The sequence below is a fragment of the Macromonas bipunctata genome, assembly GCF_002837135.1.
GTDB classification, from domain to species: domain Bacteria; phylum Pseudomonadota; class Gammaproteobacteria; order Burkholderiales; family Burkholderiaceae_C; genus Macromonas_A; species Macromonas_A bipunctata.
Window position 1 is genome coordinate 1 of record NZ_NWBQ01000005.1, and the last position, 14,625, is coordinate 14,625.

At 61.1% G+C, this 14,625-nt stretch carries 11 protein-coding genes, 1 tRNA gene and 1 CRISPR repeat array; of the genes, 5 read left to right on the top strand and 7 right to left on the bottom strand.

From position 1 onward, the window contains the following. On the bottom strand, positions 1-399 hold a 399-nt coding region (locus CON76_RS00955), incomplete at its 3' end, for an RNA-guided endonuclease InsQ/TnpB family protein (RefSeq protein WP_145995288.1). A gap of 134 nt (positions 400-533) precedes the next feature. Between CON76_RS00955 and CON76_RS00960 the strand changes: the two genes are divergently transcribed. The 5 genes from CON76_RS00960 (at position 534) to CON76_RS00980 (ending at position 3,623) form a co-directional block, all read left to right on the top strand. Then, positions 534-986: a DUF2069 domain-containing protein gene (locus CON76_RS00960; RefSeq protein WP_101101208.1), complete on the top strand. Its 453-nt coding sequence runs from the start codon at positions 534-536 to the stop codon at positions 984-986. A gap of 27 nt (positions 987-1,013) precedes the next feature. Beyond that, entirely contained in the window at positions 1,014-1,982 is a 969-nt protein-coding gene (gene tal, locus CON76_RS00965) for a transaldolase (RefSeq protein ID WP_101101209.1), read from the top strand. Further along, on the top strand, positions 1,979-2,503 hold the full coding sequence (locus CON76_RS00970; protein WP_101101211.1) for a MerR family transcriptional regulator: 525 nt from the start codon (positions 1,979-1,981) through the stop codon (positions 2,501-2,503). Before tal ends, CON76_RS00970 begins: the two co-directional genes overlap by 4 nt. 34 nt (positions 2,504-2,537) lie before the next feature. Next, positions 2,538-2,614, top strand: a tRNA-Pro gene (locus CON76_RS00975). Positions 2,615-2,687: 73 nt separating this feature from the next. Beyond that, positions 2,688-3,623, top strand: a complete 936-nt coding sequence (locus CON76_RS00980; protein ID WP_101101213.1) for an AEC family transporter — start codon at positions 2,688-2,690, stop codon at positions 3,621-3,623. Position 3,624: 1 nt separating this feature from the next. Continuing rightward, positions 3,625-5,693: direct repeats of the CRISPR family, unit length 28 nt; unit sequence TTTCTGAGCTGCCTATGCGGCAGTGAAC. A 133-nt stretch (positions 5,694-5,826) separates the two neighbouring features. On the opposite strand, the gene cas6f is transcribed toward CON76_RS00980, so the two are convergent. From cas6f to cas1f, 6 genes are all read right to left on the bottom strand, one after another. Next, positions 5,827-6,456, bottom strand: coding sequence for a type I-F CRISPR-associated endoribonuclease Cas6/Csy4 (gene cas6f, locus CON76_RS00985; RefSeq protein WP_101101215.1), 630 nt, complete (start codon positions 6,454-6,456; stop codon positions 5,827-5,829). Between the two features lie 4 nt (positions 6,457-6,460). Continuing rightward, positions 6,461-7,513, bottom strand: coding sequence for a type I-F CRISPR-associated protein Csy3 (gene csy3, locus CON76_RS00990; protein WP_101101217.1), 1,053 nt, complete (start codon positions 7,511-7,513; stop codon positions 6,461-6,463). An 18-nt stretch (positions 7,514-7,531) separates the two neighbouring features. After that, entirely contained in the window at positions 7,532-8,620 is a 1,089-nt protein-coding gene (csy2, locus tag CON76_RS00995) for a type I-F CRISPR-associated protein Csy2 (RefSeq protein ID WP_101101219.1), read from the bottom strand. Continuing rightward, complete coding sequence (gene csy1, locus CON76_RS01000) at positions 8,610-9,944, bottom strand: type I-F CRISPR-associated protein Csy1 (RefSeq protein WP_101101221.1); 1,335 nt, start codon at positions 9,942-9,944, stop codon at positions 8,610-8,612. Before csy1 ends, csy2 begins: the two co-directional genes overlap by 11 nt. A gap of 211 nt (positions 9,945-10,155) precedes the next feature. Beyond that, positions 10,156-13,605, bottom strand: a complete 3,450-nt coding sequence (cas3f, locus tag CON76_RS01005; protein WP_101101222.1) for a type I-F CRISPR-associated helicase Cas3f — start codon at positions 13,603-13,605, stop codon at positions 10,156-10,158. Beyond that, on the bottom strand, positions 13,602-14,615 hold the full coding sequence (gene cas1f, locus CON76_RS01010; protein WP_101101224.1) for a type I-F CRISPR-associated endonuclease Cas1f: 1,014 nt from the start codon (positions 14,613-14,615) through the stop codon (positions 13,602-13,604). Before cas1f ends, cas3f begins: the two co-directional genes overlap by 4 nt. Positions 14,616-14,625: the final 10 nt, after the last annotated feature.

A 14,625-nucleotide genomic window follows, 5' to 3' on the forward strand; every position in this document is an offset into this window, starting at 1 on the left:
TGCTTCCATCTTCGCCAACTTCAGCGACTCTCCATCCCAGCGGAACGCGCTGGCGGTGTATTCCGCCGACTGGTGGCCGCCCTTGCGCTTGAACTGTGGGTAACGCCCACGTTTGGCAAAGAAGTTGCCGAATGCTGTTTGCAAATGCCGCAGCGCCTGCTGCAACGGCACGCTGGACACGTCGTTGAGCCACGCGTATTCAGGCTGCTTTTTGAGCAACGTCAACGCGGCAGACGTGTCGTGGTAGCCCATCCGTTCCTGCCGCTGTTCCCACGCCTCGCCGCGCAGGCGCAGCATGTGGTTGTAGACAAAGCGCACGCAACCAAACGTCTGGGCGAGGATGACCTCTTGCTCGGGCGTTGGGTAAAACCTAAAGCGGTATGCGCGCTTGATGTCCATGTGTGCAATTTACACGAAAACCACCCCATCCACCCAGAAGATAGCCAACCTAAAAAGGAGCGGAAACAGGGGCTTGCTGTGCAAGCCGTGCTATCCCTCCCCGGCATGAATGCCGGGGTTTCCCGCACAGATTGATGACCGCCGACACCCCCCTGCCCTCTGCCGCCACCCCTAACCACCCCGCCGACCTGCCTCCGGTGCCGCCCAGCGCCGCCGTGGCCGCCACACGCGCGCTGGCTGTGGGCAGCCTGCTGGCGCTGGTGGCGCTGGGCCTGGCGTGGGAACTGTGGTTGGCCCCACTGCGCCCCGGTGGCTCGTGGTGGGCGCTGAAAGTGCTGCCGCTGACCTTGCCGCTGGCGGGGCTGCTCAAGCACCGCATGTACACCTACCGCTGGCTCAGCCTGATGGTGTGGCTGTACTTCACCGAAGGCATTGTGCGCGCCACCAGCGAAAGCGGCCTGAGCGCCTGGCTGGCCAGCGCCGAAGTGCTGCTGTGCGTGCTGCTGTTTACCGCCTGTGCGCTGCACGTGCGCCTGCGCCTGAAAGCCGCCAAACAAGCCGATGCCGCCACCCCGCCAACCCCATAACAACCGCAAGCAAGTGAGACAACATCCATGAACCAACTCGACGCCCTCAAGCAATACACCACGGTGGTGGCCGATACCGGCGACTTTTTGCAACTGGCCCAGTTCCAGCCGCGCGATGCCACCACCAACCCGTCGCTGATTCTCAAATCGGTGCAAAAGCCCGAATACGCCCCGCTGCTGCACGACACCGTGCGCCGCTTTGGCGACCGCGCACTGGACGAGGTGGTGGACCGGCTGCTGGTGCGCTTTGGCTGCGAGATCCTGGCCACGGTGCCGGGGCGCGTCTCCACCGAAGTCGATGCACGCCTGAGCTTCGATACCGCCGCCACCGTGGCGCGCGCCGAACGCCTGATCGAGCTGTACCAAGCCGAAGGCATCCACATCGACCGCGTGCTCATCAAAATCGCCGCCACATGGGAAGGCATCCAAGCCGCCGCCCAACTGGAACAACGCGGCATCCACACCAACCTGACGCTGCTGTTCTCGTTTTGCCAAGCTGTGGCCTGCGGCCAAGCCAAGGTGCAACTCATCTCGCCGTTTGTGGGCCGCATTTACGACTGGTACAAAAAGCAAGCGGGCGCGCAGTGGGACGAAGCCGCCCAGTCCGGCACCAACGACCCCGGCGTACAGTCGGTGCGCCGCATCTTCAACCACTACAAACGCTTTGGCATCGCCATCGAGGTCATGGGCGCGAGTTTTCGCAACGTCGGGCAGATTGTGGCGCTGGCCGGGTGCGACTTGCTCACCATCAGCCCCGAACTGCTGGCCCAACTGGCCGCCAGCGAGGCCCCGCTGCCGCGCGCACTCGATGCCGACGCCGCGCGCCAGCTGGACTTGCCGCCGGTGCAATACGACGAAGCCAGCTTCCGCCTGGCGCTGAACGACGACGCCATGGCCACCGAAAAACTGGCCGAGGGCATACGCGCCTTCTGCGCCGATGCGATCAAGCTCGAAGCCCTGCTGCAACAAGCCCAATCCGCCCAACAACCCCAATGAGCACCCCCGCCCCCGCCCGACACGCCCTGCCGCTGCCCGCCAAACGCTACTTCAGTGGCCCCGAGGTGAGCGCGCTGTGTGGCGTGCAACCCCACGTACTGCGCCAGTGGGAGCAGGCGTTTGCCCAGCTGCGCCCGCTCAAGCGCCGCCGCAACCGCCGCTACTACAGCCCCGAGGACGTGCTGCTGGTGCGCCGCCTGCACACCCTGATCCACGTGCAAGGCCACAGCCTGCCCAGCGCCCGCGAGCTGCTGGAGGCAGCACCGGATGTGGCAGACGCCCCCGCCGAGCACGCACCAGCGGCCACCCCACCAGCACCCACCTCGGCCCCGAAAGCGCCGCCCACGCCCGCACCTGTAATCAGCGCAGCCACCACCACAATCACCACGCCCAGCGACACCACCACGCCTGCGCCCACCAGCGCCAGCGCGGTGCCCCGCCAGCCCGCCGCCACCCCCGACTGGGCCTGGGTGGCGCAGGAATTGCAGGAAATTCGCAAACTTTTACCCCCCCTGCCGTAAAAGGCCCAAAACAGGCCCTATAATTCAAGGCTTACGGCGTGTAGCGCAGCCTGGTAGCGCACTTGCATGGGGTGCAAGGGGTCGCGAGTTCGAATCCCGCCACGCCGACCAACAAAAGAAAAAAGCCTGTCAAGCAATTGACAGGCTTTTTTCTTGCCCTGCTGCTTTCTACCCGGCGCCTTCCATGCTCGATATCCTGGCCATCACCATCCCGATTTACCTCGTCATTGCCATTGGCTTTGGCATCACGCGCACGGGCATGTTTGCGCCCGCCGACATGCGCGTGTTCGGCAAGTTCGTGATCCAGCTGGCGCTGCCCGCACTGCTGTTCAACGCGCTGTCGCAGCGCAGCGTGGCCGAGATCCTGAACCTGCGCTACATGGCCGCCTACGCCCTGACCGGGCTGGTGATGATTGCGGCCGGCTTTGCCTGGACGCGCGTGGTGCAACGCCGCTCCATGAGCCTGAGCAGCGTGATGACGATGGGCATGACCTGCCCCAACAGCGGCTTTGTGGGCTACCCGGTGCTGCTGCTGACGCTGGGCGGTTCGACCGCCGGTGTCTGTTTGGCGCTGAACATGATCGTCGAAAACCTGCTGCTGATCCCGATGTTGCTGGCGCTGGCCGACCTTGACACCGACGGCAAAGGCAACTGGTGCCAGGCCTTGAAGCAGACATTGAAGGGCTTGACGCGCAACCCGATGATCATCGCCATCGTGGCCGGGTTTACGGCCTCGTTGCTCGAAATTCGGCTGCCAGAGCCGCTGTCGCGCACGGTCAACCTGTTCGCGCAGGCCAGCGGCGCGCTGTCGCTGCTGGTTATCGGCGGTAGTCTGGTCGGCCTGCGGCTGCAAGGCATGGCCAGCGTGGTCGTGCAAATTAGCGTGGGCAAACTGGTGCTGCACCCGATCGTAGTGCTGGGCGTGCTGTATTTCGCCATCCCGATGACCAATCCGGTGCTGCACACCGCACTGCTGCTGAGTTGCGCGATGCCTATTTTTGGCATTTACACGATTCTGGCGCAGCGTCACGGCCATGAGGGCATCAGCTCGGCGGCGCTACTGGCGACAACGCTTGTCTCGTTTTTTACGTTGAGCGGGCTGCTGTGGATTTTGCGTTGATTTTTTGAGCTGCCTATGCGGCAGTGAACGTGGGGCTGCGTCTGCAAGGCATGGGCAGTGCTTTCTGAGCTGCCTATGCGGCAGTGAACGGATGCGGCGAAATTTGAGCGCCTGACGGGGTTTTCTGAGCTGCCTATGCGGCAGTGAACGCGCGGGCTTGGCCGGGTTTTGACTGGCCCACTTTCTGAGCTGCCTATGCGGCAGTGAACGCGACTATGCCGATATTCGACCGGCCCACGGCTTTCTGAGCTGCCTATGCGGCAGTGAACACAAAAGAATCCCCCGGCCAGAACAGCATGATTTTCTGAGCTGCCTATGCGGCAGTGAACGATGGTAAGCAGCCGACCGGCGCTTACATCGTTTTCTGAGCTGCCTATGCGGCAGTGAACCAGCGGTGCCCAGTGTGTCCAGTAGTCGTTGCTTTCTGAGCTGCCTATGCGGCAGTGAACTTGGGTTTTGGCTATGTTATTTTTTCCGGCCTTTTCTGAGCTGCCTATGCGGCAGTGAACGGTGCTTTCCAGCGCGGGCACTTGGCCCCGGTTTTCTGAGCTGCCTATGCGGCAGTGAACATCTACAACCGCGCCGACTACTGGACGCACTGTTTCTGAGCTGCCTATGCGGCAGTGAACCACATCCCATTCTTGCCAATTGGGAATATTCATTTCTGAGCTGCCTATGCGGCAGTGAACGCGGTGGCGCGGCTGGCTTGCACGCTGGCGAATTTCTGAGCTGCCTATGCGGCAGTGAACCGACCATGCGCCAATCGGGCGCAGCGCGCACATTTCTGAGCTGCCTATGCGGCAGTGAACGTCGGCTTCGGTGGCCAGCGTGGCCACGTCCTTTTTCTGAGCTGCCTATGCGGCAGTGAACCCATGCTGGACGCCGTGGGCGCTGGTGGCGTTTTTCTGAGCTGCCTATGCGGCAGTGAACGCGGTGGCTTTGTCTTTTGACCACATGCTGATTTTCTGAGCTGCCTATGCGGCAGTGAACGCGCGCTGGGCGTTGATCTGGCCCACGGTTTGTTTCTGAGCTGCCTATGCGGCAGTGAACTTACGGACGGCGCCGCCCGTCATCCCGTTGAATTTCTGAGCTGCCTATGCGGCAGTGAACGCGCTCCAAAGCAGCGGCTTCAATCCGAATGCTTTCTGAGCTGCCTATGCGGCAGTGAACTCGCTGGAAGATGTCCACACCGAGGTGTACCATTTCTGAGCTGCCTATGCGGCAGTGAACGCGGGTGATGTACTTCACGATGTTGCCCTCCATTTCTGAGCTGCCTATGCGGCAGTGAACGCCGGTACAGCCCGATACGGCCCCCGCCGCATTTTCTGAGCTGCCTATGCGGCAGTGAACAAGGAAGTGAAATGCAGAGCAGCGCATTGCAATTTCTGAGCTGCCTATGCGGCAGTGAACTAAATTCAGGAGGTTGACCGCGGCCCCGAACATTTCTGAGCTGCCTATGCGGCAGTGAACGCTGGGCAGGGGTAAGAGCTTTACCCGTGGAATTTCTGAGCTGCCTATGCGGCAGTGAACGATGGATCTAAAGTCAATACCGAATCAAAATCTTTCTGAGCTGCCTATGCGGCAGTGAACGCATGTGTGTCCTTGTTGTCGTTCGATTACTTTTTCTGAGCTGCCTATGCGGCAGTGAACTGGCTTGCGCGGTGGTGTCTAAATTTGTGCGCTTTCTGAGCTGCCTATGCGGCAGTGAACGGTGCCGTGTTTGCTGTCTACGTGGGCGCGAATTTCTGAGCTGCCTATGCGGCAGTGAACACGCCCAGCTCGGCGGCGGTGCGCTCTACCAGTTTCTGAGCTGCCTATGCGGCAGTGAACGTGCTGGTGCGGATGTCTTGCGCTTGCGCCATTTTCTGAGCTGCCTATGCGGCAGTGAACGGCGCGTTTGATGGTCTGGCCGCCCGACTTTCTTTCTGAGCTGCCTATGCGGCAGTGAACGTTTTTCCGTGACCGGGCAGGCCCGTAACCAATTTCTGAGCTGCCTATGCGGCAGTGAACTGTATGCGGCAGATCCGGGACGCGCGGAGTGTTTTCTGAGCTGCCTATGCGGCAGTGAACAAGACAGAATATACAGCAAATACTTGATTTTTAAAGAACTTGTCTACAAACACAGGCTTGTACCTTTTTTTCAACAGCCACTGCAAGTCATTGACTTTAAAAGAGGTAGCAATGGCTGTGTGAAAAAAGGGGATTAGAACCACGGAATGGTAGCACCCTGCACACCTAGGCCATAAGCGTTGAAGTGTGGCCGTACATTTTCAACAGCATCCGCCTGCGGTTGCAGTGGCCCGTGTGCCACAAACAGCCGGAACGCTTGCCCTGTGCTGAGGCTGTTGAGTTGCACAAATGGCAGCGGCAACCGCTGACCCAGCGTGTCAGGGATGTGCTGCAACGCGGCGGCATCGTCCATGCCGGGATGACGGCGCAACCAACGGCGGCGCAGACGCTCAGGGTTGCTGTCCACCTGCACGCGCCTGACGGTGCGGTAGCCTATCACCACGTCGGGCACTGGGCGCACAGGCGGCGCTGGGTCGGCCAGATGGTCACGCACACCACGCAGCCAAGGCGTGGCCATCAATGCGGCCAATGCCGCTTGGCTGCCGTGCAGGCGCAAGTGCGTGCCCAAAGTTGGCACCCCATCATCGTGCCCCGGAAAACCCACGCCCACCCCTGCGCTGCCGCTGTGGGTCGCTTGTTCAGCCGCCACCAGTGCGCGGTGCAGCTTGGCAAACAATGCCGACATCAGCATGGCGCTGCCAAACTCGGGGTCGGGCTGCACGATCAAGTCCACATAGTGGCCGCACACAATAGGGTTGGTCATGGTGTCAGTCCTTGCCAGCGTCGCCAAACACGCCGCCCCGCACCAAGGTCGCCATCACAAAGTGACGGTCGCCGTCGAGTTCTGGCGGCTGGTCGCGCAACACCCAGTTGTCCAGCAGGGTGTAAAAGTCGGCCTTCTGCTGCGGGCGGCGATAGGCTCGGCCTTCGGTGGTGACAGAACCGTAGGGCTCTACCGCAATGGGGCCCAATTGCAGGGTTTCGGCATCGGGGTACCAGGTGTCGATGGTGCGCAGGGCATTGCCCACTTTTTGCGAGTGCAGGCCCGCCACCCCAGCCACTTGGTACAGGGTCTTGCTTTTATCGCCTCGGCCCCGATCGAGGATCAGTTCCTGCGACGGGTACACCTCCTGCCCAAACCCTTGGCGCACAAAGGCGGTGACTTGCAGCAACACGTGGCGCTGGCCATCCAAGCCTTGGGCCAGCAAGCTGGCAAGCTCCGTCAGGGCTGCACCGCCCGCGTTGGTACCAAACTCGCGCAGCGGCAGCTGCAAGGCATCAAACGTCCAGACTTGGGCCGCTTTGCCATCGACCAGATGCGCCACTTGCACTTCCACCGCCTCGGCACCCATGCGGTTGCGCCACAAGAAGCGGCCATTGGCCAAGTTGCAAGCGTAACGCCGGGCCAGCTCACCAAAACCCAGCGTGGTTTTGTAGCTCTCAACCGTTTGGGCCAGCTTGGTTTTGTAGTCGGCGTTGTTGCAGGCCGATGGCACACCAGCCCCGCCCAGCACGCGCAGCGTGAAGCTGACCTTGAGGGTATCGGCGCTGGCGGGCAGCGCAGCCACATCAACGGTTTGCAGGTTGGGGTTTTCGATAGCGGCATCGAGCTTGGCTGGATCGAGGTCTTTGCTCTTGAGCCGGTTCGAGATGGTACCTCGCACCGACTTGGGCACCACTTGCACGGCAGGCCAGGTGTGGGCATGGGCGCGCTCGTCCCACAAACCGGCGTGGAACAGCGCATCCGATGGGTCAAGCTTGCGTTCAAACGCCAGCACCGAAGCGGTAATTAAAGCGGTGGTGTCTTTTTTGGTGGCCATGACAATCTCCTTGGGGGTTTAATCGGCGTAAGCAAACGGGGAATCGGGGTCTTCGGCATCAGCAGTGGCTACCGGGGCTGGTGGTTGCACCACAGCAGCGCGGTAAGCGTTGCGGCAGCGGTACAGGCCCGCCTCAGCATCAAAGTCGCTCCACCACAGCAGGTCTTCAGCGTTGTGCAGGCGGTGCGGGCCTATCCATTGCCCAATGGAATACACGCTTTCCACAAAACGGAACGGTACCGAGGGATCGCGCGCGTTGCGTACCGTGTGCGGTGGATGCAAGGACGACAGTGCCGCATAGCCCACTGGCACAGGCACCAGCCAACCGGCCTTGGTGTCGGCGCGCCATTCGGCGTGGTCTTTCGCGCTGTCTTTACCGTCTGGTGCAGCAATGCGCTGGGCACGGTGGTTGAGCCGAGCCAGATCCAGCCAGGCATCCAAAGCGGTGGCGCTGGGGTTATCGGCTTGCAACTGAACCAGACGTTCTTGCAACAGATCGTCCCGCCCCACCAAAGCAAAACCGGGCAACCATTGCAGGCGCAAGCGGTGCCAAGCTTTGGTGTGCTGCTCGGCTTGGTAATGCAAGGGCCACGGCAACAGTTTGGGGGTGGTGCGTGGAGCTTTACTGGCTCCAGCTTTGAACAAGGGTGGCATCACGCTGCCTCCGGCAATGCGCATGCCCGCCACCACATCGGCCACTTGCCGGGCCAGTGCGCCGCGTGCAGCTTCGTCGGCATCGGCCAGTGCCTGGATGTGCAGTCCCAACACCAAAGTGATGTCAAGGTGTACCCGGCCTTCTTCTACAAACGCTGGGGAACTGCCATCGGCGTTCAAAGGGTTGCGCGTCAGGTGAAAGGCGCGGGTAAAGCCACCCTCGGTGGTTTGGGGTTCAAAGCCGTGACACACCACCCCAATCGATTTGAAGCGCAACGTGCTGTCGGCCCCAAGTTTGCGCTCCAGCGCCTGCATGAACCCGGTAAACGCCGTGATGGACGGAAAACCCCAGGTCAACGGGCTGGAAATGGCGTTGGCGTTTTGCACCCGCAACCGGGGCAATACCAACAAACCATTGATGTTGGGTGCGTGCAAAGGTGTTTTATGCGGCATGGTTCAGTTCCCATTCGTAGGCGGCCAGTGCGTCGCGCAAGTCGTGGTGCCAGTGGGCGTGCTCAACGTCACCCATCCTCATGGCATCGGTGGTACCCAATGCAGCGTTGAGCCAGTGGGCGTAACGGGTGGCCAATTCATCGGCCCATTGCGGTGGGCGGGCGACGGGGTCGGCGGCGAAAGCACCACTGTCGAGCCAAACTTTTTCGCAATCGGGCAGGCGGCATTCAGCGTGATCGCTCCAGCCCTCTGGCAATTCGCGTAACTCGGCCCCAAAGAGCAGAAATTCGTCCAGCAGTGCATTGGCCAGCGCATCGCGGGTGTTGCGGGTCTCCACCGTTTGGGATGGGTTGCTGGCCAGAAAGGCGCGCAGCGTCTTGACGGTCTGGCGCACTTCAGGGCGGCGGCCAAAGCGTTGGAACAGTGTGTCCGTGCGATACAGAGGGGCCACGTTCTGGCTGCGCCACTGCGGCGGCAGCGAGGCCAGCAAAAAGTTTTGCCCCAGCCGTTCGCTGTTGAGCTGGCTGATGTTTTGCGGCTTGGTGCCCCCCAGTTTTTGCACGGCCAGTTGGGGGTAGTCGTGGGTGGGGCGTTCGTGGAAAACGCCTTCTTTCTTGGCTTGGCGGGCTGCATGGGCGGCGGTGCTGAAGCGGTCTTGCTGCAAGACATGGTGCAGGCGTTGTACCAACGAGGTGGGGTACAACGGTGCGAGCAGATGGAAATCGGCCTCGTGCAGCGGATCGTCCCCCACCAGCCAGTACAGTTGCTTGAGCTTGGTGTGCGAGGCAGGCACAGGACTCAGGGGCGCGTCGATGCTGGCCAACCAGGCGGTGGTGTGTGCGGCTTCGTCCACGGCAAACCCCAGCGCCAACGCAACATCGGCATCACCCACCTTGAGTAGGTGGAGCAATGAGTGACCATCGAACTGCACGCCCACCAGCAACGCCGCCAGCTCTGCCACCTTCTTGTTGACCGCACCGTTGCCGGTGGCATCTATGTTGACATGGGCCCCCAGCACGTGGGTACCCACTTCCAACAAGGAAGTCAGGTTTTCAGGCCAGGCCAACACATTGGTGGTCGATTTGACCTTGGCATCGGGGTGAATGCCTTTGACCAAGTGCGTGGCCAGTTGCACCTGACAAATGTATTTGGCACCTTCGTCCACCAGATCGGGGAAGCGAAAAGTACCGCGCAAGGCCTCGCGGCGTTTTTCGGCAGCGGCATCACTGCCTTTGACCTCATCCAGCGCAGCGGACAAGCGGTGCTGAAGGTAGGCCAACACGTGCTGCCGTATGGCGGCTGGCCTATCTGACAAGTGGGACATGGTTTGCCTCCCGCAAAAACAAATTGAATCGAGAAAAATTTAATCCATTGCACGTTTAGTGCTTTTGTAAATTTTTTGCTCTCAGTTTTTTGACAGTGTAGACTACTTTTGACACTGTGTAGCGACACAGCTCAGAAAATTGCGCGTTTTGTGCAGTTGGAAACCTCTACTGCCGCATAGGCAGCCTGAAGCCGGCCACAGGCCGGCTTCTTCATTGGCGCTTGACGAAACCCAGTACCGGGTGCCACCACCAGCCTTGAACGCTGTCGGGCAGGCTGGCGGTGCCAAAACGCTCGGCGCAGGTCTGCAATGGCATGTCCATGCTGTCGGCCAGATGAGCCAACGCTTCGGCATAGTCCATATCCGCCCACGGAGTGATGCCAAATCCGCTGACGGCGGTATCGGGCCACAGCGTCAGCTTTTTGTGTACCGGTACGTAACGCTGGCCGGTTTTCCGGCTGTCCAGCACCTCGGTCAGTTGGATGTCGTCGGGGTTGTCGTCGCTGGGACGCAGACACACATCCACCCTGGGTTGCGTGTCGAGCCGGAAGGGCTGGTGCTGGGGCAGGATGGCGGTCATCAGCGCGGCATCGGGTGGCTGGTGCCACCACCACCAAGCCGCTTCACCCGATGGCACGGGGTTGCCGTCGGCGACGGCCGCAGGTGGGAGCATGGCGCGCCGAATACGGAAGTGTTCCAGATCGACCCAGTACCGGCTGGGGTTGGGTGTGCTGGCCTCGACAATGCGCGGGCGGGCATCAATCACGCCAAATTTCTCGCGCCGCAACGCTTGGCTCAACGCATCGTCCGCCAATCGGGTGGTGGGTGTTTCAAAGCCGGGCCGCCAATAGACGAGCTCGTCAGGGCTGCTGCGGGTAAAGTGCCGCAAGTTATGATCTAACATCAGCACATTGGGCGCGGTACACGCCCCTGGGCGGTGGCGACGCACCCGGCCCACCAGCTGGATGAGCGAACGCATGGAGGAAGGCTCCACAATCGCCCAATCGTAATCGTGGTCACGCCCGACTTCCGTCACGGGTGAACCCAGCACAATGAACAAGTGGTCGGTGGCGTGCGGATGGCCGTTGAGTCGATGGCGGATGTCGGGCAAGGCAAACACCGCATCGGGCTGGCGGCGGTTGAGTGCGGCATCGAGCCGACGTTCAATGCTGGAACGCAACAACAGCGGAAACTGCGAGTGGTACACGCACAGGTGGATCTGTACGCCCGGCGGTGCCCCCAGCCGAAACAGCGCCAGCGCCACATGAACTAAGGGTTCGATGTTGGCCATGCGCATCAACCCGAAGCTGACGCGTCGGGCTGGTTGTTGAAGATCGGGGCTAGCGTGCAACTGGTGCAGCTTGAGCGCATGATCGCGCAACAGCAGCGCGAACGCTTCATGCAGCTTGGCACTGTTGTGTCCTATACCTTCCAACGTCTTGGTAGCCACCAGCGCACAACGCCGACGAGGCTCTTGTTCCGCCAATCTGGCCAGACTGGCGCAACGCTGGGCGGCAAATTGCTGGTGTACCTGTTCAAACGCTTCAGGGGTGGTGCAGGCGCTGGCCGTCTGGCTGAACTCATCTGCCCACAAGCAAACGATGGCAGGCGCAGTTGGCGCGTCGGACGGTCTGTTGCCCCGGTGGCGCTGGTACGCCATGCGCCCCGCGCGGTAGGCCTGAAACAACCCTTGCACCAAGGCAGGGGCCAAGGTGGCCGACGACAGCAGCACCCGACTACCCAGCAAACCCGCCCAATGCACCAAACGGGTCAGGGCAGGCAAGTCGGCCACATCAAAATCGTCGGGCTCGTCCAGCACCAAATCGCTGGTGAGCAAGCGCAACATGGGGGCGATTTGATGGCCACCACGCCAGCTTTCGGTGGCGGGTGTCAGGTGGTCAATGGTACACACCAGCAGCGGTGCAGCCAGCAATTTTTTGACGTTCGGATCGTGCAAGGTGCGTGCCAGCACGGGGTGGCGTTTGTCCAAACCGGCATCGCCTGCAAATTCAATGGAGCCTTCTTCATCGTGCTCCAGCAACAAGGCCTGACGAGATGCCGATCCAGCGACCTCGGCGCGTGCTTCAAAGTGCTCGAACAGCACCCGACTGGCACTGCCCCCCACGCGGATGGCCAGTTGCTCATCGTCCAGCGTCAGCAGTTGTTGAAAAGCGCGCCCCGTTTGCAAAGTCAGCGTGCGCAGGCCCATGGCAAATGCACAGCGCAAACCGCGTACCGGATCGGCCAGTGCGTTCATCAACCGGGCGTTGGCCAACGTTTTGCCGCAGCCGGTACTGGCCATGTTGACGATGAAAGCGCCGCTCTCTTGGGCTGGCTCCCGCCAACGGGTGGCCAAGTCGGTGGCCTTGTTTTGCCAGGCAAAATCCTGATGTTGGGTGCGCTGGCGCAATGGTTTGTGGCCAACCAGCCCCGGCAAACTGTGTACCAAACTCGGCAAGGCGTGGGCAATGCGTTGACTGCCTTGTGCCACACCCAGCAAATGTTCATCCAGCGGCTGGTTGTGAACGCGCCGACCACTGGCATCAAACCGGGTGTTGGCCCACAGGGCACAACCCGCTGGCACATCCACACGGCCAGCGGCTTTGCGCCCATGCTCCACGCTCAAGCTGGAATAATGGTGGTCGGCCAACATCAGGCTCAACCGGCTGAGGTGCATGACGTAAGACTCGTTCAGCCACGCAAAACCTGCGACACGATTGGGGCGTGTTAACAGGGTTTGCAGCCGCAACGCCAAACGCCGGGCCTGAGCCTGCCAGTGCGGTAACGTCACGGGCAAGCCCGATGGAAACTGCCAATAAGGGGCCACTTCTGCGGCAGCGGCCGAGCCCACCTTTTCATTCCAACTGGCCTGCATTTTCAGCAGTGCGGATTGCAGACGGTCTGCATCAAAATTTCTGCACGGGCTGCCCAGCCAATTCTGTTGACCTTGGTCGTCCTGGTCGGGCAAGACCGGCAGCCGGTGGTGTGTGACGATGAGCCAGCCCACCGCTTGCGCCAGCGGCGCATGGGCCAGTGCCTTGAAAGGTGGCGCACAGACTGAAGCAGGATCCAAGCCATCGCGTTGCAACCGTCCGGCGCTGGCATCCGTCCACGTAGTCCAGTCGTCAGGCGTTGGACTGGCCAAACGCGCCAGCCAGGTAGCATCATCGTCCGAACCCACAAACGCTTGGAACAAACGCAACGACACCCACTCGTGCCGGTACAAGTTGCGTTGCTTGACATCGCCCGCCATCAACCGCTTCTGGAAGGCGGCACAAGCTTTGCCCAGATCGTGCAGCAAAGCGGCCAATGCCGACAGCAGGTGAATGTCTTCTCCGCTGTGCCAGTCGTTTTCATCGTGGGTACGCAATACGTTGCGCCGGGTGGTGTTGGTGGGCACCGCCCCACGGGCGTTGAAACGGCTTTTGTCGCCCACCACCCACAACAGTTCGGAATGATCGAGGCCACGAATCCAGTGGCACGCTACGGCGGTGTTTTTGCGTGCGGTTTGACGCAGCAGGCGGCGCAGGGTATCAAGTCCGTCCTGCGTGATGGGGGTTTGCCAAGTGCGCTCGCCACGGCGTTCTGCAAACTGGTCCAGAATGCGGCGGGTTTCGGTCAAAGCGCGTTTGTCGCACTCGGAGATCAGCAGGACGTTCATGGTCTACCGCCTTCGGTATGCGAGGCACGCTCAAGAGCGGCATTATGGAAAGTCTGGGCCGTGGCTTTGAGGGTCTCGATCATGAAATCCAGCGCCTCACTGCGGGCCAGTGCCTCAATGCAGGCGTGACGGAATTCCTGTTCGCTGTGGCCACGCATGGCGGACACAAACGCCTGCGGCAATATGAGGGCATCTTTGACCAGATCGGCCACATCGAACACCAGCCCACCACGCCGGGTTTTGCCGTGCAAAACCGCCAGACTGTGCGGCAAGCCCAGCACCCAAGTGGCGGTGGCGGCCAAGCCGTAGGCCAAGTAGTTGCCATGATCGAGGAACTGGTTGGCGGCATCCATGCCTTCACCCCGTTTGGCGCGGGTAAATTCACCGTACTGGGTGGCCTGACTGGCCAGACGGTACAGCTGTTTGGTGAGGCGCGCTTCTGTGGTCATCAGCGTCGTGTGGTCTGGCGCGTTGTGAATGGCCGGTACTGTGCTGGCCAACAGGGCATCCAGTGCTGGCAGATCGGGACTGAAGCCTTGCTCCTTCAGGCTTTTGCTGCCAAACCAGTGTTGGCGCAACCGTTGCAGGCGCGTTTGCTGGAATCTTTTGGCTGTGTCCAGACGCAAGGCATCGTCGAACCAGAAACGTACCCACTGCTGGAGGTATTCGGTAGGTCGGTATTCGCTTTGGGGTGGTATCCAAGCCACATCCAACGTGGCCTCAGTACCCGCGAACAGAGGGGTGCCACCGCCACCACAAAAGCCCAGCATCACCCCAGCTCGGGCCAATTCGCGCACGGCGGCTTGGGTGATGGAAGTGCCGGTGCCCAGCAGCACCGTGGTGGTGTTGGCAATCGGGATGTTCCAGTACAGGGATTTTTGGCCCTGCTCGGTCACATACTCGACGCGCCCGCCTTTGACCAGCACACGGCAGTGCTCCAGATAGTACAAATTGGCACGTTTGGAGTGCAGAATGGTCTTGAGGTCTGTGCTGGGTACGGGTTTTGGCAAGGTTGCTTCT

Bases quoted from the DNA above. Each gene is read 5' to 3' on its own strand.
- CON76_RS00960 (WP_101101208.1), top strand. From the start codon at position 534: ATGACCGCCGACACCCCCCTGCCCTCTGCCGCCACCCCTAACCACCCC.
- tal (WP_101101209.1), top strand. From the start codon at position 1,014: ATGAACCAACTCGACGCCCTCAAGCAATACACCACGGTGGTGGCCGAT.
- CON76_RS00970 (WP_101101211.1), top strand. From the start codon at position 1,979: ATGAGCACCCCCGCCCCCGCCCGACACGCCCTGCCGCTGCCCGCCAAA.
- CON76_RS00980 (WP_101101213.1), top strand. From the start codon at position 2,688: ATGCTCGATATCCTGGCCATCACCATCCCGATTTACCTCGTCATTGCC.
- cas6f (WP_101101215.1), bottom strand. From the start codon at position 6,456: ATGACCAACCCTATTGTGTGCGGCCACTATGTGGACTTGATCGTGCAG.
- csy3 (WP_101101217.1), bottom strand. From the start codon at position 7,513: ATGGCCACCAAAAAAGACACCACCGCTTTAATTACCGCTTCGGTGCTG.
- csy2 (WP_101101219.1), bottom strand. From the start codon at position 8,620: ATGCCGCATAAAACACCTTTGCACGCACCCAACATCAATGGTTTGTTG.
- csy1 (WP_101101221.1), bottom strand. From the start codon at position 9,944: ATGTCCCACTTGTCAGATAGGCCAGCCGCCATACGGCAGCACGTGTTG.
- cas3f (WP_101101222.1), bottom strand. From the start codon at position 13,605: ATGAACGTCCTGCTGATCTCCGAGTGCGACAAACGCGCTTTGACCGAA.